Origin of the sequence: Bacillus sp. NMCN1 (genome assembly GCF_002998085.1) — a bacterium.
GTDB lineage: Bacteria > Bacillota > Bacilli > Bacillales > Bacillaceae > Bacillus.
The window spans coordinates 1,490,231-1,512,985 of record NZ_PVQL01000001.1 but is presented as its reverse complement, the minus strand read 5'-3'; the positions used below and the strand labels follow the sequence as shown (position 1 = coordinate 1,512,985).

The 22,755-nt window shown below is 40.7% G+C and carries 24 protein-coding genes; 21 read left to right on the top strand and 3 right to left on the bottom strand.

Annotated elements, in window-relative coordinates; translation table 11 throughout:
• The first annotated feature begins 10 nt into the window (after positions 1-10).
• The 8 genes from mltG (at position 11) to C6W21_RS08020 (ending at position 8,549) form a co-directional block, all read left to right on the top strand.
• The gene (mltG, locus tag C6W21_RS08055) at positions 11-1,093 is read left to right on the top strand and encodes an endolytic transglycosylase MltG (RefSeq protein ID WP_106049928.1); all 1,083 of its coding nucleotides are present in this window, start codon (positions 11-13) and stop codon (positions 1,091-1,093) included.
• A 211-nt stretch (positions 1,094-1,304) separates the two neighbouring features.
• A complete protein-coding gene (locus C6W21_RS08050) occupies positions 1,305-1,970 on the top strand; it encodes an O-methyltransferase (RefSeq protein WP_106049927.1) in 666 nt (221 codons plus the stop codon).
• The gene (locus C6W21_RS08045) at positions 1,967-2,896 is read left to right on the top strand and encodes a peptidase U32 family protein (RefSeq protein WP_106049926.1); all 930 of its coding nucleotides are present in this window, start codon (positions 1,967-1,969) and stop codon (positions 2,894-2,896) included. The genes C6W21_RS08050 and C6W21_RS08045 overlap by 4 nt, the downstream gene beginning before the upstream one ends.
• A 20-nt stretch (positions 2,897-2,916) precedes the next feature.
• Positions 2,917-4,185, top strand: coding sequence for a peptidase U32 family protein (locus tag C6W21_RS08040; RefSeq protein WP_106049925.1), 1,269 nt, complete (start codon positions 2,917-2,919; stop codon positions 4,183-4,185).
• A 7-nt stretch (positions 4,186-4,192) separates the two neighbouring features.
• A complete protein-coding gene (gene udk, locus C6W21_RS08035; RefSeq protein ID WP_024423106.1) occupies positions 4,193-4,825 on the top strand; it encodes a uridine kinase in 633 nt (210 codons plus the stop codon).
• A 724-nt stretch (positions 4,826-5,549) separates the two neighbouring features.
• The gene (greA, locus tag C6W21_RS08030; RefSeq protein ID WP_106049924.1) at positions 5,550-6,023 is read left to right on the top strand and encodes a transcription elongation factor GreA; all 474 of its coding nucleotides are present in this window, start codon (positions 5,550-5,552) and stop codon (positions 6,021-6,023) included.
• A gap of 50 nt (positions 6,024-6,073) precedes the next feature.
• On the top strand, positions 6,074-7,816 hold the full coding sequence (locus C6W21_RS08025; RefSeq protein ID WP_106049923.1) for a peptidoglycan D,D-transpeptidase FtsI family protein: 1,743 nt from the start codon (positions 6,074-6,076) through the stop codon (positions 7,814-7,816).
• A gap of 67 nt (positions 7,817-7,883) precedes the next feature.
• Positions 7,884-8,549, top strand: a complete 666-nt coding sequence (locus C6W21_RS08020) for a YrrS family protein (RefSeq protein ID WP_106056106.1) — start codon at positions 7,884-7,886, stop codon at positions 8,547-8,549.
• 38 nt (positions 8,550-8,587) lie between these two features.
• Here C6W21_RS08020 and C6W21_RS08015 read toward each other — a convergent pair whose 3' ends face one another.
• Complete coding sequence (locus C6W21_RS08015; RefSeq protein ID WP_034620637.1) at positions 8,588-8,791, bottom strand: YrzA family protein; 204 nt, start codon at positions 8,789-8,791, stop codon at positions 8,588-8,590.
• 186 nt (positions 8,792-8,977) lie between these two features.
• On the opposite strand from C6W21_RS08015, the gene C6W21_RS08010 reads away from it, so the two are divergent.
• The 7 genes from C6W21_RS08010 (at position 8,978) to C6W21_RS19005 (ending at position 13,653) form a co-directional block, all read left to right on the top strand.
• On the top strand, positions 8,978-9,619 hold the full coding sequence (locus C6W21_RS08010) for a class I SAM-dependent DNA methyltransferase (protein WP_106056104.1): 642 nt from the start codon (positions 8,978-8,980) through the stop codon (positions 9,617-9,619).
• A gap of 15 nt (positions 9,620-9,634) precedes the next feature.
• Positions 9,635-10,330, top strand: a complete 696-nt coding sequence (mtnN, locus tag C6W21_RS08005) for a 5'-methylthioadenosine/S-adenosylhomocysteine nucleosidase (protein WP_106049919.1) — start codon at positions 9,635-9,637, stop codon at positions 10,328-10,330.
• 46 nt (positions 10,331-10,376) lie between these two features.
• A complete protein-coding gene (locus tag C6W21_RS08000) occupies positions 10,377-11,300 on the top strand; it encodes a PLP-dependent cysteine synthase family protein (RefSeq protein ID WP_106056102.1) in 924 nt (307 codons plus the stop codon).
• 1 nt (position 11,301) lies between these two features.
• A complete protein-coding gene (locus C6W21_RS07995; protein ID WP_106056100.1) occupies positions 11,302-12,450 on the top strand; it encodes a bifunctional cystathionine gamma-lyase/homocysteine desulfhydrase in 1,149 nt (382 codons plus the stop codon).
• A 72-nt stretch (positions 12,451-12,522) separates the two neighbouring features.
• Positions 12,523-12,753 (top strand): YrhC family protein, encoded by a 231-nt coding sequence (locus C6W21_RS07990; protein WP_041815772.1) that lies wholly within the window; start codon positions 12,523-12,525, stop codon positions 12,751-12,753.
• A 443-nt stretch (positions 12,754-13,196) separates the two neighbouring features.
• On the top strand, positions 13,197-13,331 hold the full coding sequence (locus tag C6W21_RS07985; protein WP_106049916.1) for a YrzI family small protein: 135 nt from the start codon (positions 13,197-13,199) through the stop codon (positions 13,329-13,331).
• Positions 13,332-13,497: 166 nt separating this feature from the next.
• Positions 13,498-13,653, top strand: coding sequence for a hypothetical protein (locus C6W21_RS19005; RefSeq protein ID WP_223249568.1), 156 nt, complete (start codon positions 13,498-13,500; stop codon positions 13,651-13,653).
• A 44-nt stretch (positions 13,654-13,697) separates the two neighbouring features.
• Here C6W21_RS19005 and C6W21_RS19440 read toward each other — a convergent pair whose 3' ends face one another.
• Positions 13,698-13,826 (bottom strand): YjcZ family sporulation protein, encoded by a 129-nt coding sequence (locus C6W21_RS19440; RefSeq protein WP_106056098.1) that lies wholly within the window; start codon positions 13,824-13,826, stop codon positions 13,698-13,700.
• Between the two features lie 267 nt (positions 13,827-14,093).
• Between C6W21_RS19440 and C6W21_RS07975 the strand changes: the two genes are divergently transcribed.
• Positions 14,094-14,696 (top strand): class I SAM-dependent methyltransferase, encoded by a 603-nt coding sequence (locus C6W21_RS07975; protein WP_106056096.1) that lies wholly within the window; start codon positions 14,094-14,096, stop codon positions 14,694-14,696.
• A gap of 400 nt (positions 14,697-15,096) precedes the next feature.
• A complete protein-coding gene (fdhA, locus tag C6W21_RS07970) occupies positions 15,097-16,311 on the top strand; it encodes a formaldehyde dehydrogenase, glutathione-independent (RefSeq protein ID WP_106056094.1) in 1,215 nt (404 codons plus the stop codon).
• Between the two features lie 273 nt (positions 16,312-16,584).
• Here fdhA and C6W21_RS07965 read toward each other — a convergent pair whose 3' ends face one another.
• Complete coding sequence (locus C6W21_RS07965; RefSeq protein WP_106056092.1) at positions 16,585-17,478, bottom strand: LysR family transcriptional regulator; 894 nt, start codon at positions 17,476-17,478, stop codon at positions 16,585-16,587.
• Between the two features lie 138 nt (positions 17,479-17,616).
• On the opposite strand from C6W21_RS07965, the gene C6W21_RS07960 reads away from it, so the two are divergent.
• From C6W21_RS07960 to C6W21_RS07945, 4 genes are all read left to right on the top strand, one after another.
• On the top strand, positions 17,617-19,068 hold the full coding sequence (locus tag C6W21_RS07960) for an alanine/glycine:cation symporter family protein (RefSeq protein ID WP_189318155.1): 1,452 nt from the start codon (positions 17,617-17,619) through the stop codon (positions 19,066-19,068).
• A complete protein-coding gene (locus C6W21_RS07955; RefSeq protein WP_106056090.1) occupies positions 19,065-20,222 on the top strand; it encodes an iron-containing alcohol dehydrogenase in 1,158 nt (385 codons plus the stop codon). Before C6W21_RS07960 ends, C6W21_RS07955 begins: the two co-directional genes overlap by 4 nt.
• Positions 20,223-20,397: 175 nt before the next feature.
• Positions 20,398-21,147: an SDR family oxidoreductase gene (locus C6W21_RS07950; protein WP_106056088.1), complete on the top strand. Its 750-nt coding sequence runs from the start codon at positions 20,398-20,400 to the stop codon at positions 21,145-21,147.
• A gap of 372 nt (positions 21,148-21,519) precedes the next feature.
• Complete coding sequence (locus C6W21_RS07945; protein WP_106056086.1) at positions 21,520-22,740, top strand: MFS transporter; 1,221 nt, start codon at positions 21,520-21,522, stop codon at positions 22,738-22,740.
• The last annotated feature ends 15 nt before the right edge of the window (positions 22,741-22,755 follow it).

Here is a 22,755-nt window from a genome sequence, read left to right as displayed (position 1 = left end):
AGGGCCATGCATGTTTTCAGAACAAAAAAAACGACCATTTTTCAAAAGAAAAATGGGGATCGTCCTGTTATCTGTTCTTGCTGTCATCATCATTGCAGCATTATCAGGCTTTTTATATATTAAATCAGCACTTGGACCGGTCGATCAAAAAAGCAAACAAACGATTAATATTCATATTCCAAATGGGACATCTGTCCGTGAGATTGCGGGCATTTTAAAAGAAAATGGGCTCATTTCGAATGACACGATTTTTACTTATTATGCTAAATACAAAAATGCTTCCGGATTTAAAGCAGGGTATTTTCATTTAAAACAAACGATGGACGCAGACAAGCTGATTCACAAGCTGACATCTGGAGGGACAGACTACGCCTTTCAGCTTGTGATTCCAGAAGGAAAACAGCTGTCTGATATTGCGGCGGTTATTGCAAACCAGACGCATTTTTCAGCGAAGGAAGTTGAAGCAAAGCTGGATGATCCTGCTTTTATTCAAACGTTAATGAAAAAATATCCGAAAACGGTGACATCACAGGTAAATGGAAAACAGGTGAAACATCCGTTAGAAGGTTATTTATTCCCTGCGACGTATCCATTTTATCGTGAGGATGAATCACTCGAAACGATCATTGAAACAATGATTAAACAAACAGATCAATACGTGAAAACGTATGAAAAAGACATGAAAAAGAGAAACATGTCCATACATGATGTGTTAACGATGGCATCACTGATTGAAATGGAAGCAACGGAAAAGACGGATCGAGCAAAAATCTCTAGTGTATTTTATAACCGGTTGAAAAAGGACATGCCGCTTCAAACTGATCCAACCGTTCTCTATGCACTGGGTGAGCATAAATCCCGCGTTTATTACAAAGACCTTAAGGTGAAATCCCCTTATAATACGTATAACAACAAGGGGCTACCGCCTGGACCTATTGCAAATGCTGGTGAATCTTCCTGGAAAGCCGCACTGCATCCAGAGAAAACGGATTATGTGTACTTCCTTGCGAAGAAAAATGGAGAAGTCGTCTTTACGAAAACGTTAAATGAGCACAACAAAGCGAAAGCAAAATACATCACAGGCAGTAATTAATGTACATGTGAATCGAAAAAGACTGTAGACAATACAAGATTGCCTGCATTTTTTTTCGTTGGAATATCCATTTTATAGGTTCGCAATTGCCACTTCTTTGTGGTAAAATATATCGGGTTGTTTTTACTTAGATGAACGAAAGATTGACGAGAAAGAGAGCTGCAACAGGCAGGACTCTTCTTTTTCAAGTCATGAAGGAGCTAGACAAATAATGACTATCGAAGATGATCAAATCAATGATTATATTGAACATTTAATTCACCCAAGTCCTGATGCAATCGCTCAATTAGAGGTATACGCAAAAGAGCATCATGTGCCAATTATGGAAAAGGTGAGCATCGAGCTTTTACTGCAGCTGCTGTCGATGAAAAAGCCGAAGAAAATTCTTGAGGTTGGGACAGCGATTGGCTACTCCGCTATTCGAATGGCGACAGCTCTGCCAGATGCTGAAATTTTCACGATTGAGCGAAATGCAAAACGCTATGAAGAAGCGACACGGAACATTGAGGAATTAAAGTTAAAAGAAAGAATACACGTGTTCTTTGGTGATGCCATGGAATCGGCTAAAACAGTCCAAACGATGGCGCCCTATGATGTGATCTTTATTGATGCCGCAAAAGGGCAGTACAAACGTTTTTTTGAGCTGTTTGAACCGATGCTTGCTCATGACGGAATGATCATTACAGACAACGTATTATTCAAAGGCTTAGTGGCAACGAATTATGAAGAAGAAATTGAAGATAAACGAAAAAAACAATTAATTGGAAAAATTGATCGATACAATCAATGGCTCATGTCAAATCCTAATTTCCAAACGTGTATTATTCCAGTTGGCGACGGGATCGCCATTAGTACAAAAAGAGGTGACCAATCATGAAAAAACCAGAATTGCTTGTGACGCCAAGCAAGGTGTCAGACGTACTGCCATTAATCGAGGCGGGGGCTGATGCATTCTTAATAGGCGAACAAACATACGGTATTCGTCTTGCAGGCGAGTTTTCAAGAGAAGATGTGAAACAGACGGTTGAGCTTGCACATGCGCATCACAAAAAAGTGTATGTGGCGATGAACGCGATTTTTCATAATGACCGTGTGCAGCTGCTTGGAGATTATTTAACCTTTCTCGATACCTTAAACGTAGATGGCGTCGTCTTTGGAGACCCAGCCGTAATCATGGCCGCAAAGGAAACAGGGGTAAGCCTGAATCTCCACTGGAGTACAGAAACGACTGGGACAAACTATTACACTTGTAACTACTGGGGCAGAAAAGGTGCAACACGTGCTATTCTTGCAAAAGAACTGAACATGGACAGTGTAATCGACATCAAAGAAAATGCCGAGGTGGAAATCGAAATTCAAGTTCATGGCATGACATGTATGTTCCAATCAAAACGTACGCTCATCGGCAACTACTTTGAATACCAGGGCAAACAAATGAACATTGAAGGCAGAAATATGGAGGAAGGACTATTCCTTCATGACCAAGAACGTCAAAACAAATACCCTATTTTCGAGGATGCAAACGGCACACACATTATGAGTCCAAATGATGTGTGTATGATTGACGAATTAGAAGAATTTGTTGACGCAGGCATTGACTCCTTTAAAATTGACGGAATTTTAAAGTCACTTTCTTATATGACAGAGGTGACGTCTTTTTATAGAAAAGCAATTGATTTATTAGCGACTGACAAAGACGCGTATGAAGATCAGAAAGAGGACTGGGTGAAGCGGATTGAAGAGATTCAGCCAGTGAATCGTTCGATTGATACAGGATTCTTCTTTAAAGAAACGGTTTATTAATATAAGAGGAGGCATAGGAAATGGCACTATTGAAAGATGGTATTTCTGAAATGATTGATGGGAAACGTGTCATTACAAAAAAACCAGAACTGCTTGCACCAGCAGGAAACTTGGAAAAGCTGAAAATTGCTGTACATTACGGAGCAGACGCGGTCTTTATTGGCGGAAAAGAATTTGGGCTTCGCTCAAATGCCGATAACTTTTCAATTGAAGAAATGGCTGAAGGTGTCGCATTTGCAAACAAATACGGTGCACGAATTTATGTGACAACGAATATTTTTGCCCACAACGAAAACATGGACGGGCTGGAGGAATACCTTCAAGGGATTGAAGGCGCTGGAGTAGCGGGCATTATTGTGGCTGACCCGCTGATCATTGAAACGTGTAAACGTGTCGCACCGAAGCTTGAAGTCCATTTAAGCACACAGCAATCTCTTTCGAATTGGAAAGCTGTTCAGTTTTGGAAGGAAGAAGGGCTTGAGCGTGTGGTGCTTGCGCGTGAAACAAGTGCGCTGGAAATTAGAGAAATGAAAGAAAAGGTCGATATTGAAATTGAAACGTTCATTCACGGTGCGATGTGTATTGCTTACTCTGGCCGCTGCGTACTCAGCAACCATATGACGGCAAGAGATTCTAACCGCGGAGGCTGCTGCCAGTCCTGCCGCTGGGATTATGGTCTTTATAAACTAGAAGGTTCTGAGGAAGCGCCATTATTTGGAGAGGAAGACGCACCATTTGCGATGAGTCCAAAAGACTTAAAGCTTGTTGAATCCATTCCTCAAATGATCGAAATGGGAATCGACAGCTTGAAAATCGAAGGACGGATGAAATCAATTCATTATGTAGCAACTGTCGTGAGTGTGTATCGCAAAGTCATCGACGCCTATTGTGCTGACCCGGACAATTTTGTCATTCAGCAGGAATGGTTAGATGAATTAGATAAATGCGCAAACCGCGATACAGCACCAGCCTTTTTCGAAGGTGTACCAGGTACGGATGAACAAATGTTTGGCATTCATGGAAAGAAAACAACATTTGATTTCGCTGGTCTCGTTCTTCATTACGATGAAAAAGAACAAATCGTCACATTGCAGCAGCGCAACTTCTTTAAAGCTGGCGACGAAGTCGAATTTTTCGGACCAGAAATTGAGAATTTCACATGCAAAATTGAGACGATTTGGGATGAAAAAGGAAATGAACTAGATGCTGCTCGTCATCCGCTGCAAATCGTAAAATTCAAGCTCGATCAAAAAGTATACCCTAGCAACATGATGAGAAAGGGGAAATAACAGACACATGAGGAGTAAACCAGTTGTCATTGGGATTGCTGGCGGCTCGGGTTCAGGTAAAACGAGCGTCACCAATTCGATCTATGAAAAATTTAAAGGACATTCCATCCTCATGCTTCAGCAAGATTTATATTACAAAAATCAAAGTCATATGCCATTTGAAGAGCGCTTGCTTACAAACTATGATCATCCGCTTGCATTTGATAATGACCTGATGTTTGAGCATTTGGAACAGCTCTTAAGGTACGAATCCATTGAAAAGCCAATATATGATTTCAAGCTAAACACACGTTCAGAAGAGACTGTCCATGTTGAGCCGAAGGATGTCATCATCGTTGAAGGCATCTTTGCACTCGAAGACGAACGCCTAAGAGACTTAATGGATATTAAACTGTATGTCGATACAGATGCAGATCTGCGCATCATTCGCCGCATTTTACGCGATACGAAGGAAAGAGGCCGTTCAATCGATTCTGTGATTGAACAATATGTATCTGTTGTCAGACCAATGCATAATCAATTCATTGAACCGACAAAGCGATACGCCGATATCATCATCCCAGAAGGCGGCCAAAACCATGTGGCGATCGATTTAATGGTGACAAAGATTCAAACGATTCTTCAAAACCGAGCAGAGTAAACGATGAAGAAGAAAAAGACATCACGCTGAAAAGAAGACAAAGAGCTAAAATAAAGTATCATTTTTAGCCCTTTGTCAACAATCTGAGACCTTTACATTGTAAAGGTCTTTTCAACATCATGATAAAGAGAATAAATACCAATATTTCACTTGTTTCTATAAGTAGAAGCTGCTTAAATATTTTAAGAAGTAACACTTTGAATGAAAGATTTGGTATGATAGGAAAACAATGATGTGAAATAGATGTAGAAAAATGCCGTTTTCAAGCTGAATATTGAAGTTGTTTCGATTTTGTAAAAGTATATTAAAAAAACGACAAACAAATCATCACAAATTTTCAAACAATTCTTGATCAAAATGCAATTTTGTAATAATATAGCATAGACATATCGTACACTGACCATATTATGTATTGGAAGATGGAGAATGGGTAAACTATTCTTCTACATATGATCGAAATGGCCGAACGAGGTACAGGAGCTTCCTGTGCCTTTCCACAGTTTGTGCGATAAGATAGATCATCTCTTTTGACCGCTGCGGATGGTCCTATCTGATAAAAGGCATAATAGTTGCATCTAAAAGGGACGCCATGTAAGATGGACTTTTACGAATATGGGACAGAAGGAATGAGGGCCTAAACATGTCCTCATTCTTGTATATTTCAGTCGTCACTCACGTGCAGAAAGTTTGTATGATGAGGATTAATAGAAGGAGTGAATGATTCATGACACAAGAGAAAGTATTTCCAATGACAGAAGAAGGAAAACGTAAATTAGAAGAAGAGCTTGAACATTTGAAAACGGTTAAACGTAAAGAGGTTGTAGAGCGTATTAAAATTGCTAGAAGCTTTGGAGACCTCTCTGAAAACTCGGAATATGATTCTGCTAAAGAAGAGCAAGCGTTTGTAGAAGGTCGTATCACAACGCTTGATAATATGATTCGCAATGCCAAAATTATCGAAGATGAAGGAAACTCAAATATTGTCTCACTTGGTAAAACAGTCACATTCGTTGAATTACCAGACGGTGAAGAAGAGTCTTACACTATCGTTGGAAGTGCAGAAGCTGATCCGTTTGAAGGGAAAATCTCAAACGATTCACCAATCGCAAAAAGCCTGTTAGGCAAACAAGTAGACGACAAAGTAACCGTTCAAACACCTGGCGGAGAAATGTTCGTTCAAATTGTAAAAATTTCATAATCACGTTTATACGATAAACACCTCGTCCACAATAGAGACGAGGTGTTTTTATGCGCAAAAAACGTAGAATTCAATGGACAGGTGCTATTATTTTTATGCTGCTGCTCGGTCTTTTAATTAGACTAGCAGAAATTCAACTGTTTTTCACAGAATCTTTTTCAAAGCTTGATATCAATTTAATACAAGAAAGTGTCAAACAGCGTACAGAAGAAGTGGTCATTTCAGATGGCCGCGGTGAATTTTTAGATCGAAACGGCGAGGCACTTCTTACACAAGAACAGCCCGCAGTTATCTTATTTCCTTTCCTGCAATATGATCTTCCTCATTTAAAACAAACTGCTTCTATACTTGAGATGGAAGAAGATGAACTCAAAAAACAACTGACAGAAACCAAAAAACCTCTGATTCTCAAAGATGACATCACGAAAAAAAAGCTGAAAGACATCAATGATATGAAATATTCAGGCGTTTATGGCGTATATATGAAAGAGAAGGACAAAAAAAGACTTGCCCTCCACACATTAGGCTTCACGAGTGAAAATCCAGAATTGCTCAGAAAGCGTTATCCTGACAAAAAAGAGCTTTCCATCCGTACAGAAATCGGTACTTTTGGGCTGGAAAGCACCTTTGACGAATTTCTTTTACCTGAGCAAGACACAAAATTGTTATATCATGTGGACGGAAGAGGAAACCCTTTGTTTGGGATGGACGTCAAATATACAGCAGAGGCTCATTCATTTTATCCTCTTCAGGTTCAAACAACAATTGATGAAAACATGCAAGCTGAAATGGAGAAAGTTCTGAAAGAACAAGGCGTCGAAAAAGGCGGGGCCGTTCTGCTCGACATTCAAAATAGCAGTGTGCTGGCAATGGCAAGTACGCCAAATGTCACGAGCCAAAACCGGCATGAGGCAAGAAATTACATGCTGACAGCCATGGCACCAGGTTCCGTCTTTAAAACCGCTGTACTTGCCGCAGCTATCGAAAAAAACCTCGACCAGCCACAAACCACATATGACTGTCGAAAGAATTTATATGGAGAGCCAGAAGGAAAGCAGGAAGTGCTGAATTTGTCTGAGAGCTTCTCGCAAAGCTGTAATTATACCTTTGCAACGCTTGCTGGAAAGCTGATACAAAAAGATGATCAAATCATCGAAAAGACGGCTTCAAAGCTTGGACTCATTGATCGAGCTGGATGGGAAGGGGATGTCTATCATAAGCAGCATTTCAAACAGTTTGATCGTGAAGAAACTGGCAGTGTGTGGGGAGATAAAAGAGACAAGCATGTCAAAAAAGCCATTGCCCAAACCGCAATTGGGCAAAAAAATGTCAAAACGACTCCTTTGCAAATCGCCAATATGATGGCTTCAATTGCGAGAGGCGGAGAACGAAAAGAAGTGAAAATCGCTGAAAAAGTGCTGTATCAAAACGGAACAACGATGCTAACCTTTCAAAACAAACGACCGGAAGGAGACAGTATTGACCGCTATACAGCTCAAAAGCTTCAAAAGTACTTAAGGCAGGTGGTGACGTCTGACAAAGGAACAGGAAGAAGGTTTCAAGACCTTCCATTGGATGTGGCGGGGAAATCAGGCACTGCCCAAACCGGCAGTAAAGATAAAAAGGGGAATCCGCTTTATCATAAGTGGTTTGCTGGTTACTTTCCGGTGGAAAAACCAAAATATGCTCTTGTCGTTGTTCACCTTGATGAGGCAAGTGGCCGGGCTAAGACAAATGATGCGTTTTATGATATTGTAAAAAAGGTCAACGAAATTGAAAAGAAACAGACATAGAACATCCCTTCATGTCATGTTAGAATAGTAACGACTTAGGGAACAGAGGCAAAGGAGTGCAGAGATTTTGAGTAGAAATTCTCGATTTGAACATCGTGATAAGCGCAGAAAGGCGAATATGGTGCTTAACATATTAATTGGTATCGTTGTGGTGCTTATTTTGGTTGTCGCAACGAGTTTGTTAATTTTTAATAAACCGAAAGACACAGATGTAGCGAAAGAACCATCTAAAACGGCGCCTGCAACAAGTGAAAATAAACAAAAATCAGAAGAAGATGTGAATGATCAAAAGAAAGACACATCCGATGATTCAGATGCAAAAAAAGAGGATTCATCTGATCAAGACGACGATACGAAGAAGTCAGATGATGAAAAAGAACCTAATAAAGATGCGTTAAAAGACGCCAAAGAAACAGATGGCGGCAAAACGAGTGACGTAGACAAAACATATGAAAGCGATGACTGGGAGCCTGTAGGAACAGAGCAATCCGGTTCACATACAGCAACCTATGATTCTAACTCAAAAGACTGGAAAGAAATGATCAAAGCCATGTCTTATGCGACGGGAATTTCAGAAGATCAAATGACGGTTCTTTGGTTAGGAAATAACGGAGGCCCTCAAGATGCAAAGGGAACCATCCGTGACAAATCAACAGGCGAACGCTACCGCGTGGAAATTACATGGGTAGATGAAAAAGGCTGGAAACCTGTAAAGGTTGAAAAATTAAGATAAACATGAAAAAAAGATAGCAGCCATGCTATCTTTTTTATTTAGATATTCGCCTTAAAATGAACAACCGCTGTATACAAAATCCGGTCATCGATCACAGTCGTTTGGTGACTAACAGAATGAACAGTGAGCAGGATTGCCTGATTATGTTCAATTTGTTTTTGGATCTTTTGTTCAAGTTCTTTTAAAGACGATGCTTCAAAGAATTCAATTTTATCCTTTAGAAAATCCAACTGAAAATCCATTTGATTCACCCCTCCATACTCTTCATTCATCTTAATCTCTCTCCTCTAAAAGGGCAAATATTTTTCTACCCCTCCCAGTATTTTTTAGTGGGAAAGAAACAGAAGATGTGGTAGGATAGGAACTGTTCGACGGATTAAAACATACTATACGCATAGGAATAAATAGATAAAGTGGAGGGAAAGAAAATGGGACGTGAGTTTCTTTCTTTATTTGATCATTGGGCTGACTCTTATGACGACACGGTAAGTGGTCGTGATGAGCAGTATGAAGAAGTGTTTCGCCGGTATCCGGTTATTTTAAAAGAAATTGTTCGCCGTGCAGGTCAATATGTTCTTGAGTTTGGAAGCGGCACTGGGAATCTAACAGCCGCATTGCTCGCAGCTGATAAAAACGTGTTTGGCGTTGAACCATCAGACGCCATGAAGAAAGCGGCTCTTCAAAAGGGAATACCCGATGTGTTTCATGATGGGGATTTTTTATCATTTCCCGCGCCGCCATTTGAGCCGAATACGATTGTCAGTTCATATGCTTTCCACCATTTAACGGACGAAGAAAAAAAACAAGCCATTCACACCTATAGCAACATCCTTCACTCAGATGGTAAAATAGTCTTTGCTGATACAATGTTTCAAAATCAAGCAGCACATCAAGCTGAAATTGACAAAGCGAAAGCCGCAGGATTCGATCAGCTTGCAGAGGATTTAGAAACGGAATATTATCCATCCATTGATGTGCTAAAGCAAATCTTTGAAGAAGAAGGTTTTAGCACGTCCTTTCATCAAATGAATGATTTTGTTTGGATCGTAGAAGCGAAGAAAAGAGAATGAAAGGATGTTATTGATTTGAAAATCGCAGTCATAGGTGCAATGGAAGAAGAAGTGGCGATATTAAGAGATCAACTAAAGAATGCTACACAAGAAAACATCGCTGGGTGTGAATTCACAACAGGTGTTTATGAAGATAAAGAAGTGATTTTATTAAAATCAGGGATTGGAAAAGTAAATGCAGCGGTCAGCACAACTCTTCTGCTTGACCGCTTTCAGCCAGATTATGTGATCAATACAGGATCCGCTGGCGGTTTCCATCACACATTAAATGTAGGGGATATTGTCATCTCTACTGATGTTAGACATCATGATGTGGATGTGACGATCTTTGATTACGAATATGGACAAGTACCAGGCTTGCCAGCTGCTTTCGCTGCAGACGAAAAGCTTGTGAAGCTGGCAGAGGAATCGGCTTTAGAGATCGATCATATTCAAGTGGCAAAAGGAACGATTGCAACAGGAGATTCGTTTATGAATGATCCGGATCGTGTAGCGTTTGTGAGAGAGAAGTTTCCAGAGCTATATGCGGTGGAAATGGAAGCCGCAGCCGTTGCGCAAGTTTGCCAGCTCTTTGAAACGCCATTTGTTGTCGTTCGAGCGCTATCTGATATTGCAGGGAAAGAATCCAATGTCTCTTTTGATCAATTTCTTGAGCAAGCAGCGATTCACTCAACCGACCTTGTCTTGCGTATGATAAAGCAAACTCAATAAAAGAAGGGGGTTCCCCCTTCTTTTCCATACAAAGGAAGGGAATCATATGGCTGTCATAAAGGATATTACAGAATTAATTGGGCGCACACCGCTTTTGAAACTGTCAGGGATTGGAATCCCGGAAGGTGTAGAGGTATATGCAAAGCTTGAAATGATGAATCCGGGTGGAAGTATTAAAGATCGTTTAGGTGATATGCTCATAAGAGAAGCATTGGCATCTGGCAAATTGCGTCCTGGCGGAACCATCATTGAAGCAACTGCTGGAAACACAGGAATTGGGCTTGCCCTCAGTGCAAGAAAGCATCAATTGCGGACCATTTTTTGCGTACCAGAACATTTTAGTCAAGAAAAACAACAGCTAATGAAGGCGCTCGGTGCAGAGATCATTCATACACCAAGAAAAGAAGGCATGAAGGGTGCAATTGATCGAGCCCTTGAACTAGAGGCAAGCCTTGACAATGCCTATTGCGTTTTACAATTTAAAAACCAAGTAAATCCATTGACTTACTATAAAACGCTAGGCCCAGAGTTATGGTCCGACCTGCAAGGAAACATTGATGTATTCGTGGCAGGAGCGGGATCTGGAGGAACTTTTCAAGGGTGTGCTGCCTATTTAAAAAAGCAGCATCCGGCGTTAAAAACAGTGGTTGTGGAGCCTGAAGGATCGATTTTAAATGGAGGGGATCCGGGCCCGCATAGAACGGAAGGAATCGGCCTTGAATTTATCCCAGATTATATGGAATCTACTTTATTCGATGAGATTTACACGGTCAGTGATGATGATGCTTTCCAAATGGTGAAAGAGACAGCGGAAAAAGAAGGTGTTCTCATCGGAAGCTCTTCTGGAGCCGCGTTATTTGCCGCTTTAGAGGAAGCGAAGAAGGCAGCACCTGGGACCGTCATTGTCACCATTTTTCCTGACAGCAGTGAACGATATTTAAGTAAAGGAATTTATGAGGGAGGAAAATAGAATGAAACCAAAAACAATGATGATACACAGCGGAACAACTGGTGATGAAAAAACGGGCGCCCTGTCTGTTCCGATATACCAAGTGAGCACATATAAGCAGCCGAAAGCAGGAGAGCATACAGGATATGAATATTCTAGAACAGCGAATCCAACAAGAACGGCACTAGAAACTGTCATCCGTGATCTTGAAGGAGGAGCAAACGGCTACGCATTTGGTTCAGGGATGGCTGCCATTACGGCAGTGATGATGCTGTTTAACAGCGGAGATCATATTGTCCTGACAGATGACGTGTACGGCGGAACCTACCGCGTCATTACAAAGGTACTCAACCGTATTGGCATTCATGCGACCTTTGTTGACACAAGTGATCCTGAAGCAGTGAAGAAGGCGATTTTACCTGAAACAAAAGCGGTTTACATTGAATCACCAACCAACCCTTTACTGAAAATGACTGATCTCAAAGCGATCGGCCAATTGACAAAAGAAGCCAACATCTTAATGATTGTTGATAATACATTTTTTACACCTTATTTCCAAAGGCCGATTGAATATGGTGCGGACATTGTCCTGCATAGTGCCACTAAATATTTAGGCGGCCACAGTGATGTCGTAGGCGGGCTTGTTGTAACAGCGACGAAAGAGCTTGGAGAAGAACTTCATTTTGTTCAAAATTCTACAGGTGGAATTCTTGGGCCGCAGGATTCCTGGCTTCTCATGAGAGGGATCAAAACGCTTGGACTAAGAATGGAAGCACATCAGCAAAATGCGCAAAAAATCGCTGAGTTTTTAGAACAACATCCAGCGGTCACACGTGTGTATTACCCAGGTCTCGGTGCTCACCCTGGACATGAACTTGCGAAAACGCAAGCATCCGGCTTTGGCGGAATGATCTCTTTTGATATTGGAAAAGAAGAGCATGTCGATGTGTTTTTAAGCCAGCTTAAGCTGTTTACGATCGCAGAAAGCCTTGGAGCGGTTGAAAGCTTAATCTCTGTTCCTGCTCGAATGACTCATGCGTCCATTCCAAAAGACCGCCGGGAGGAGCTTGGCATCACTGATGGTTTAATTCGTATATCTGTCGGGATTGAAGATGTGGATGATTTACTGAATGATATGAAGCAGGGACTAAACGCACTAGTGAATGGATAGATTTACATGCCACTACCTTTCTTTTACTATGTTAAGCTATCAATAGACATTTTAAACAGGAAGGTGATGCAAGTGAAGAAAAAGTGGAGTGGTTTAGTGACAGATTACAAGCAGTACGCTTTTATTTTGCTTGCTGTCAGCACCTTTTTATATATTGGTACGATCATACCGAACCAACACATCGAAGCATCTCCAAAAATGCTGATGATGGGAATTGATTGTGTTTTCTTATTAGCTGCTTTTCTATGTGTCAGACGAGCGATCTTTTTTCAAAAGAAACTGCAAGAACTAGATGAAGATTAATCCGAAAAGTCTCCTCATGTGATGAGGGGGCTTTTTTATTGTATTGGACAATCGACTAAAAATGACTGTAGAAATTTAGTCAAAAACACAAAAATCATCTATATGACCAAAAACAGGTTTACAAAATGGTGCTTGCTGGATATACTTACAAAGTAATTAAAAACGTAAAGGAGGCTGAAGAATATGTTATTCGTATCTACTTGTGATCAATTCAACCAACAATTTCATCATGTCATCAGCCTGTGGAAGAGCTCGTGTCCTTCCTTTACCTTATACGGTGCACGCTTCAAAACTGTTTAAGTAAACGAGGATTTTACGCATCATCCATTGCAGGTTGGAAGACATTGTCTTTTGATCTGCATTTTTGTGTGCCCGCAGGTCGACTGATAAAGAAGATCTGCGGGCTATTTCGCATGCTGCGAACTGAAGGGAGGTGAGCGTATATGACAATCCATTTATTTTTTATTACATTGACGATCAAGCGTAAATACAAAGACATTGAGACCGTTCTTTATGAACAACAAGTCGAAACAATTTATGAAGAAATGAAGCAGAAACAACTAAAGTATATGAACTAAAACAGGAAAAGAAAAATTGGAAAAGGAGGAGATTGACATGTTTATGATGCTTGCAATGCTTGATTGTTATACTATGGAGAAGGACCAGGTTTAGACACGCTCCACATTGATCACCTGCACATATGATATCCGTAAAAGGAGATTGTGAGGTGATCAATGAATGTCGATGTCACCATATATGAGGTTTCCGTCTGTGGGGCACGGGTATACATCCATTCCGCATTCCTTAAAGCATGGGTACGGTAATCCATACCGAATGCAAAGAGAGCAAGAAGAAATGCTCAGACGTTATATGTATCAGTACCGAACTTATTGGTATTAAAGAAAAAGGAGCAGGAAACGTCATCGTTTCGTGCTCCTTTTACATTAGCAAACCCAGCTTGCACCAATGATGATCAACAAAATGAACAGTACAACAAGCAATGCGAATCCGCCTGCAAAACCGCCGCCACCGTAGCCACCGCAGTAGCCTCCAGAATAACCGCCAAAGCCCATAATCTAGCACCACCTTTATCTAATCAAGATACATTCATAAAATATGCAGCTCATGCAGAAAACGAAATCAATCTGAGCACAATTAATGAAAACGCCTATTCAGGTCAAAATTTTTTAAAGTTCTGCGAAACATTTACTGAAAAGGTGCCGTCTAATCAATGACAAATAATTAGGACTAGGTCTTAAACTTTGTTAGGCGAGAGCCGATATGAAAAGTAAGAAAATTCGTAAATAGTTTTATTTACTGGTGCAAAGCAGGTGTTAACATTGATTCAAAGCTGGATTGGAAAACAAATGAGGGAACCAAAAGGCTTGTTCTCAAAATGGGTTGCCCGCTATATGGAAAAAAATCATCATAATATCAATGAATGGACGATTCAACTCTTAAATATACAAGAAAACGACCGGATTTTAGAAATCGGGACTGGAAGAGGCATGACATTATCGAAGGTAGCAGAAAAACTTGATCGCGGTAAAGTGTATGGAGTAGATGCCTCTCGTCATATGATCAAATATGCAAAAAGAAAACATAAGAAGCTTGTGGAACAGGATAAAGCCGTCGTGACTCTTGGTAAAGCTGAGCATTTACCTTTTGAAGACAGATCATTCAATAAATTATTTACGGTGCAGACTATTTATTACTTGAAGGATATTGAGCAAGTCATGAAGGAAGTGTACCGTGTCCTTCAAGTGGATGGAGAAGTATTCTTATCTTTCCAACAGCAGGAAATGATGAAGGAACAAAAGCGGTCACAATCTTTTTCATCGTATAGTGAACAAGAGATCAGCCGCCTATTTTCAGCGTATCACTTTAGAGAAGTTTCGGTTTATCACTATGATACATACATCTGTATCAAAGCATTAAAATGATGAAAATATTTCCCAGGTAATGAACTAGCATTCAAAAAGAGGCTCTTCGTCAGAGGAGCCTCTTTGCGTGTAATTGAATCATGTTTGATGGAACGAATTAAAAAAAGACTCTTCTGATGAAGAGCCTTTTGCATGTTATGTAGGCGCCAGCCAGGTGTGTAAGGAATGATAGTATATATAAGGAATTTGTTTGTCGATTAAGGATACCTGTCTGGCTTATTTCTTATATCGACACCGTTCTTCAAAAGTTTAGCTTTTTTTCAATATTTTCTTTTTTATTTGACTGGAAGATACATTTTTCGCTTTTTTTATCAATTGTGTTATTTGAAGCAGGGAATAGCTTCATAAATAGAGAAAATTGTAGAGACTTCATTTTTAAACAAAAGGGAGGAATGAAAACATGTCGGGAAACAAAGGTGTCGTTTATAAAGGAGCAGGAAATGTAGCAGTTGAGGATATTGGATACCCTGATTTGATTTTAAGAGATGGCCCGGGTGTACCGAAAGCCAATGTGGGGCGCAAATGTGAGCATGGCGTCATTTTAAAAGTAGTGACGACGAATATTTGCGGAAGTGACCAGCACATGGTGAGAGGTCGTACCACTGCGCCTGAAGGACTAGTCCTTGGTCATGAAATTACAGGTGAAGTCGTTGAGGTTGGACGAGATGTGGAGTTTATTCAAAAAGGAGACCTCGTGTCTGTTCCGTTTAATATTGCTTGCGGACGATGCGTCATGTGTAAGGAACAAAAAACCCATGTGTGCTTAAATGTAAACCCAGACCGTCCAGGCTCTGCCTATGGATACGTCGATATGGGCGGATGGGTTGGCGGCCAATCCGAGTACGTCATGGTGCCATATGCAGATTTCCAGCTGCTCAAATTTCCAGACAAAGATCAAGCGATGGAGAAAATACTTGATCTGACGATGCTTTCCGATATTTTCCCGACAGGTTTTCACGGTGCTTATACAGCTGGAGTAAAGCCTGGTTCGACCGTATATATTGCCGGTGCAGGGCCAGTAGGTCTTGCCGCAGCACATTCCGCTCAGCTCCTTGGCGCCTCTGCGGTAATTGTCGGTGATTTGAATGAACAAAGACTGGAGCAGGCAAGAAGCTTCGGCTGTGAAACGATCAATTTACGAAAACATGATCGAATCGGCGAACAAATCACGAATATCTTAGGAGAGCCAGAGGTCGACTGTGCCGTCGATTGTGTGGGCTTTGAAGCTTCAGGTCATGGAGATCAAGGAGAAGCACCTGCAACCGTATTAAATACAATTATGGATATTACCAAAGTTGGCGGTAAGCTCGGAATCCCAGGGCTTTACGTTACAGAAGACCCAGGTGCAGTGGATGCCGATGCAAAAGTTGGATCTCTGAAAGTGCGAATTGGACTTGGCTGGGCAAAAGCCCATACTTTTGTGACAGGTCAAACCCCTGTCATGCAATATCACCGCAGTCTAATGAAATCCATTTTAAGTGGAAGAGCACAAATCGCCAAAGCGGTGAATGCGACCGTCATTGACCTTGATCAAGCTCCTCAAGGATACAGCGACTTTGATTCGGGTGTGGCGAAGAAATTTGTCATTGACCCGCATGGGATGATTTCTAAATAATGATTCAATGAAATTAATCACAAAAAACTTACAGGAATCTTCCTGTAAGTTTTTTGTGTTATCAAATATAAAAAGATCTTTACGATTCAGAGGTTTCCATTCTAAATATAAGAACAAAACATCATACACAGCAATTGATTGGAATTGTTTAGCTAGAAATCGTTTTATATTTAGAATGGCCAAATCTCTTTCAGTAAGTGTAATAGAATACGTTGAGATATTAATGATGACAATAATAGTCCTTCCTTTATTTAATCTAGAGTTGATTTTCTGCTAGCCGTGCTTGAGTATATAATCCTCAGTTAAATCAACAAATGCCTTTAAAGCAGGGGACATCCATTTATTTTTATGCCAAAATAGTTGGATTTTCGTTGTGAAACAGGGTTCCACCCAATTGATTCTGATGATATTGCCTTCCGCTATTTCTCTTTTCATAGAAATTTCAGGCAGTACAGCGATTCCTAAGCCAGCCATTACACATTTTTTTATGGCTTCTACATCTGCTAATTCTAGTTTACTTCTCGGTTTTGCTCCCGCCTGTGTCAATGAGTGTTCGAAGGCATAACGATAATCGCAGTCTTCAGTTAACAACAATCTTTGCTGGTTCAAATCAATTGGATATACCTTTTGTTTTTTGCTCAAAGGATTTGTTGGACAGCAAACAATGGCCATCGGTTCATCTTTTAATTCTTTTACAATTAAATGTGAAGAAACTACAGGATTCATCGATAATAAGGCGACATCAATTTGTCCTTCTAGTAATAGATTTAAAACATCCTTTTCCGCTATTCCTGGGCGGAAGATCAGTTCGACTTTAGGATACTTTGTTTGAAAGTCCGTTAAAATATGAGGAAGCCGGTAGGTACATTGTGTTTCAGATGCACATATTCTTAAAATGCCGCTTGGCTCATTCATCCCGCCAACAGCCTCTAATGCTTCCCCTGTTAAACCTAAAATTTTATCCGCATGATGTTGAAATTGTCTGCCAGCTTCTGTTAAGATCACTCTTTTTCCAAGCCTTTCAAATAGAGGGGTTCCTAGTTCTTCTTCTAATGCCACAATATTTGCTGTGATGCTAGATTGAGCATAACCAAGCATTTGTGCAGTTTTTGTAAAGTTTAATACTTTTGATGCTGTTTGGAACATCATCAGTTGCTTTATCTCCAACTTCAAGCCTCCCTAAATCGGATGAACCGATTGATATCATCAGAAAACCTCTATAGATTGATCATAACATTTTTACTATCATAAAAGTAAGCGCTTGCAATTTATATTATTTCAAATATTTAGATTCACAAGGGGGAGATGGCTTTGTTTGAAATGATTGTCAATTCAGTCAATGATTTTTTATGGACATATATTTTAGTGGTCATGTTAATAGGCATAGGAATCTACTTTACAGTGAGAATGAAATTTATGCAAATTGTCTTACTAAAAGAGATTTTTCGTTCTATTTTTGAAAAAGCTCCCAAAACCAAAAGAGGAAGTCATGAAATTTCGTCTATGCAAGCTTTTTTTATCGGAGCTGCTACAAGAATTGGTACTGGAAATATGGCAGGCGTTGCCATTGCCATCACAGTTGGCGGTCCAGGAGCTATTTTCTGGATGTGGTTTGCGGCAGTTTTAGGGGGAGCTTCTGCATTTGTTGAAAGTACACTAGCTCAAATCTATAAGATTAGAACAAGTGATGGATTTAAAGGGGGACCAGGCTACTATATTCAAAAGCAATTCGGATTGAAATGGCCAAGTAGGATTTTTGCCTTTTCTGTTATTCTTAGTTTCGGCTTAATTTTTAACGCTGTACAAACGAATACAATTACAAATGCCTTTCATTATTCATTTGGTATCAGTCCGGTTGGCATGGGTCTATTTGTTACCATTTTAACTGCTTTCATCATTTTTGGTGGTGTCAAACGAATTGCTAACGTCACTCAAATCGTTGTTCCAGTGATGTCAGCGTTTTATATTATCTTAGCATTTTATGTCATTGTCACAAATATCGCTGATGTACCCGCAGCATTAGCAAGTATCATGAAAAGTGCGTTTGGGTTAGAGCAAATCGTTGGAGGCGGGATTGGTGCTGCGATTATGAACGGTGTAAAGCGTGGTCTCTTTTCCAATGAAGCAGGAATGGGAAGTGCTCCAAACGCCGCTGCTGCCGCCAATGTTTCGCATCCAGTAAAACAAGGATTTGTTCAATTATTAGGTGTGTTTTTTGATACATTAGTTGTTTGTAGCTGTACAGCATTTATTATTATGCTATCGACAGTAGAAACAGCAGGTGAATTATCTGGTATCGAAATTACACAAGCAGCGATGGTACAGCATTTCGGTTCTTGGGCGAGTATTTTCTTAGCATTTGCCATATTTACTTTTGCCTTTAGTTCCATTGTAGGTGGTTACTATTATGGTGAAGCCAATATTGGTTTTATTCATAACAGTGTAACAGCGTTATTGGTGTATCGAATCATGGTATTAATGATGATGATGTTTGGTGCTGTTGCCAACTTACAAATCGTTTGGACTTTGGCCGATTTGTCAATGGCCATAATGGCGATCGTCAATTTGATTGCAATTGCTATCTTAGGAAAATATGCTTTTGCCGCTTTGGATGATTACATTCAACAAAGGCTGTTAGGCAAAAATCCTGTTTTTTATGCCTCTAGCATACCAGGTTTAAAAGAAATAGAGTGGTGGGGAGCAGAAAAACAAACGGCTCACTCAACAAATTTAAATGAAGGAGTAGAAAAATCATGATGAATTTTGAATATCATTGCCAAACAAACATAATAATGGGGACTGGTCAATCAAAAGAAATCGGATCTATAGTAGAGGATCTTGTATTGCCGGGTGCCACAATTATGCTGGTGACGGACTCTGGTGTGAAAAACGCAGGGCTGGTTCAGCCTATTGAATCATATTTGCAGGAAGCTGGTTATTCTGTTGTTGTATTTGATCAAGTATCTCCAAACCCTAGAGACAATGAATGTCTAGCTGGTGCAGAGCTGTTTAGAAAAGAACAAGCATCAGCAGTCATTGCGATTGGTGGCGGAAGTCCAATGGATACGGCGAAAGCGATTGCTTTGTTAGGTCCAAATGGCGGTCATCCTGAGGAGTATATATCAGGGGAGAAGGCGTATACCAATCTATCTCCATTAATTTGTATCCCAACAACGGCTGGTACTGGCTCTGAGGTGACACGTTCATCTGTCATTACGTTAGCTGCTTCACATAAAAAAATCACATTAAAACATGCCCTGCTTCGGCCAACCATTGCGATTTTAGATCCGTCTCTTACATTGACGGTGCCAAAAAGCATAACAGCCGCAACAGGCGTTGATGCATTGGTGCATGCTATTGAAGGCTATTCATGTAAAGGAACAAATCCTATTTCGAAAGCAATGGGTGCAAGTGCAATGGAGACAATTGTGAAATACTTACCGAAGGCATATGAAAATGGATCTGATCTAGAAGCAAGATACAAAATGCAGGAAGGCAGTTTACTTGCTGGCTTATGCTTCGGTTCAGCCGATGTAGCAGCCGTTCATTGCTTAGCAGAAGCACTTGGTAGTCTTTATGATACACCTCATGGTATCGCAAACGCTGTATTTCTACCTTATGTCATGCAATTCAATGCTGTTGAAAACAAGTTGTTACACGCAGAGCTTGCTAAAATGATGAGCTTTGCAGATAAAACGGATTCAGATGATGTGGCGATTCAAAAATTAATTGATGGCATGTATACATTCACAAAGAATTTGGGTATTCCAGCACTAAAAGAATTATCTTATGTAAAAGAAGAGGATTTTGAAAAAATAGCTGAATTAGCAGAACAAAACAACTCTACATCAAGCAATGTTCGTGCCGTTACGAAAGCCGACTACTTAGACATTTTAAAGGTTGCTTTTTAAAATCACCATATAGAAAAAGAGAAGAATAGAATGACCAATGAGTCCCCAATAAACACTCTCCTAATGACACTATCACCTGGAGGGTGTTCTTTTATGCCTCATGAGGCTAGGTATCGTCTACATATGAGTGGTATGATAGACGACAACATCTGATATAGAAAGGGTTGAAAAAACGATGAACTTTCACCATAAAACCGTCGTCATCACAGGCGCAGCCAATGGAATTGGTGAATCAATCGCCTGGGGCTATGCAAAAGAAGGAGCGCGAGTGGTGCTTGCAGATATAGATGAAGAGAAAGGAAAGCGTTTGGAGGAAGAGCTGAAAAAAGTATCCTTAGAAGCTTATTTTAAAAAAACGGACGTGACACAAGAGAAGGATATTCAACACTTAATGTCGTTTGCGGCGGAGCGCTGCAAAACGATTGATATCCTCATCAATAATGCTGGTGTCATGTGCACAGTATCGCCTTATGAATTAACGGTCGATGAGTGGGATCGTGTGTTACATACGAACCTAAGAGGAACTTTTCTATGTGCAAGAGAAGCAGCACGTTATATAAAAGAGAATCCAAAAGGCGGTTCTATTGTAAACATCTCATCCACCCGCGCAACCATGTCTGAACCTCATACGGAAGCATATGCTGCATCAAAAGGCGGCATTTCCGCGCTTACTCATGCCTTGGCGGTCTCTTTTAGTCAGGATCACATTACGGTGAATAGCATTTCACCTGGATGGATTGAAACGAAGGATGAGGAGAATCTTCGAGAGATCGACCACCAGCAGCATCTTTCCAATCGAGTTGGGACGCCAAAGGATATTGTGAAGGCTTGCTTTTATTTAACAGATGAAGGCAATCAATTTGTAACGGGCACAGATTTAGTCGTTGATGGCGGCATGACCAGAAAGATGATCTATGCTGATTAACTTGAAAAAAACATTGACGCTGTGATCAAGGCGCAGTACAATATGTAACAATTCAGCTGAAGATCGTGATGAAATGAAGACACAGCGCAAATAGAGAAGAGTACATCATGAGCCGTCCCGCACAGAGAACTCCGTGAAGCTGAGAAGGAGCCGGGAAGCATGATGGAACCAAGCCTCTTAGCTCTGCACCGGATTCCTTCGGATGGTGGTGCAGCGACATTCTCCCGTTACAGAGATGGGTTCATAATGACCTGCTAAGGTTCATCTGGCAACAGATGAATAAACTGAGGTGGCAGCGCGGAGTAAATCCCGTCCTCAAGACAGAAATGTCTTGGGGGCGGGATTTTTTTATGACGAATAGGGGGAACAGCTATGAAAAAACATTGGCGGGATATGAGTTTACTGCTTGGAGCCATCGGAATTGCGAACATAGGAGAATGGATTTATATGATTGCTCTCCATCTGCTCATTTTTCAAGAAACGAGCTCTGTGCTGGCTGTAACAGCCGTCTATATGCTGAGACCGGCTGCGGCTCTTTTGACAAACAGCTGGTCTGGCAGTTTGATTGACAGACTGAATCAGCGGAATGTGATGATCAGCTTAGATATCACCCGGGCTATCCTGATTGCATGTGTACCCTTTGCGTTATATTCAGGACACCTGCTCATCCTGTATGTGATGGTGTTTCTCATTCAAATGGCACAAGCGATGTTTCATCCAGCGTCGATGGTCTATATGACAGGATTGATCCCGGCGAATAACCGAAAAAGGTTTAATGCCATTCGCTCATTATTACAATCGGGTGGGTTTTTACTTGGCCCCGCTACAGCAGGTCTGCTTTTTTTAGTCGGTACACCTGTTTTTTCAATTTATATAAATGCGATCTGTCTGTTGATATCTGCTCTATTTACGATGTGTTTACCGAATTTGCTAAAACAAGATACTGGCCAAAAGGACTTTTCCCTTTCAATGTTAAAAGAGGATGCGAAGCTTGTTCTTCGATTTAGTCTGACATCACGCCAGATTATGGCGGTGTATTTGTTATTTAGTACCGCCATCACGGTACTTCCTACTGCCATTGACTCTCTTGAAACAGCCTTTGCAAAAGAAGTGCTACTGCTGACTGATACAGAATATGGTCTTCTTGTCAGTATAGCTGGGGCAGGCATCATCACAGGCGCAAGTCTCAATTCCATGATTGTGGAAAAGCTTCCTGTTTCGCTCATGCTGGGGATCGGCAGTTTGTTTGTTGCGGTGGGATATCTCATTTATGCTTTTTCCAGCACATTGTTTGCAGCCGCTGTTGGATTTTTTATACTAGCATTCTTTTTAGCATTTGCGAACACAGGTTTTATGACTTTCTATCAAACGAATATCCCGGTAGAGGTGATGGGGAGGGTAGCCAGCTTTTATGCTTTGGTTGAAGCCATTCTGACGATGATGATGACAGGGGTCTCTGGTGGACTTGCACATGTTTTATCAATCCGAACCTCCGTTGTCATCGGGTGTGTATGTATGCTTCTTATCTGTTTATTGCTATGTTTTGTCATCTTTCGTCCATTGAATGTCAAAAAAGTAGTGCATCCTACTTAGAAAATTAAAAAAATT

Bases quoted from the DNA above. Each gene is read 5' to 3' on its own strand.
- C6W21_RS19005 (WP_223249568.1), top strand. From the start codon at position 13,498: ATGTCACCATATATGAGGTTTCCGTCTGTGGGGCACGGGTATACATCC.
- C6W21_RS07985 (WP_106049916.1), top strand. From the start codon at position 13,197: ATGACAATCCATTTATTTTTTATTACATTGACGATCAAGCGTAAATAC.
- C6W21_RS08015 (WP_034620637.1), bottom strand. From the start codon at position 8,791: ATGGATTTTCAGTTGGATTTTCTAAAGGATAAAATTGAATTCTTTGAA.
- C6W21_RS08045 (WP_106049926.1), top strand. From the start codon at position 1,967: ATGAAAAAACCAGAATTGCTTGTGACGCCAAGCAAGGTGTCAGACGTA.
- udk (WP_024423106.1), top strand. From the start codon at position 4,193: ATGAGGAGTAAACCAGTTGTCATTGGGATTGCTGGCGGCTCGGGTTCA.
- C6W21_RS07960 (WP_189318155.1), top strand. From the start codon at position 17,617: ATGGCTTTGTTTGAAATGATTGTCAATTCAGTCAATGATTTTTTATGG.
- C6W21_RS08000 (WP_106056102.1), top strand. From the start codon at position 10,377: ATGGCTGTCATAAAGGATATTACAGAATTAATTGGGCGCACACCGCTT.
- greA (WP_106049924.1), top strand. From the start codon at position 5,550: ATGACACAAGAGAAAGTATTTCCAATGACAGAAGAAGGAAAACGTAAA.
- fdhA (WP_106056094.1), top strand. From the start codon at position 15,097: ATGTCGGGAAACAAAGGTGTCGTTTATAAAGGAGCAGGAAATGTAGCA.
- C6W21_RS08050 (WP_106049927.1), top strand. From the start codon at position 1,305: ATGACTATCGAAGATGATCAAATCAATGATTATATTGAACATTTAATT.
- mltG (WP_106049928.1), top strand. From the start codon at position 11: ATGTTTTCAGAACAAAAAAAACGACCATTTTTCAAAAGAAAAATGGGG.
- C6W21_RS07995 (WP_106056100.1), top strand. From the start codon at position 11,302: ATGAAACCAAAAACAATGATGATACACAGCGGAACAACTGGTGATGAA.
- C6W21_RS07950 (WP_106056088.1), top strand. From the start codon at position 20,398: ATGAACTTTCACCATAAAACCGTCGTCATCACAGGCGCAGCCAATGGA.
- C6W21_RS08040 (WP_106049925.1), top strand. From the start codon at position 2,917: ATGGCACTATTGAAAGATGGTATTTCTGAAATGATTGATGGGAAACGT.
- C6W21_RS19440 (WP_106056098.1), bottom strand. From the start codon at position 13,826: ATGGGCTTTGGCGGTTATTCTGGAGGCTACTGCGGTGGCTACGGTGGC.
- C6W21_RS07955 (WP_106056090.1), top strand. From the start codon at position 19,065: ATGATGAATTTTGAATATCATTGCCAAACAAACATAATAATGGGGACT.
- C6W21_RS08010 (WP_106056104.1), top strand. From the start codon at position 8,978: ATGGGACGTGAGTTTCTTTCTTTATTTGATCATTGGGCTGACTCTTAT.
- C6W21_RS08025 (WP_106049923.1), top strand. From the start codon at position 6,074: ATGCGCAAAAAACGTAGAATTCAATGGACAGGTGCTATTATTTTTATG.
- C6W21_RS07945 (WP_106056086.1), top strand. From the start codon at position 21,520: ATGAAAAAACATTGGCGGGATATGAGTTTACTGCTTGGAGCCATCGGA.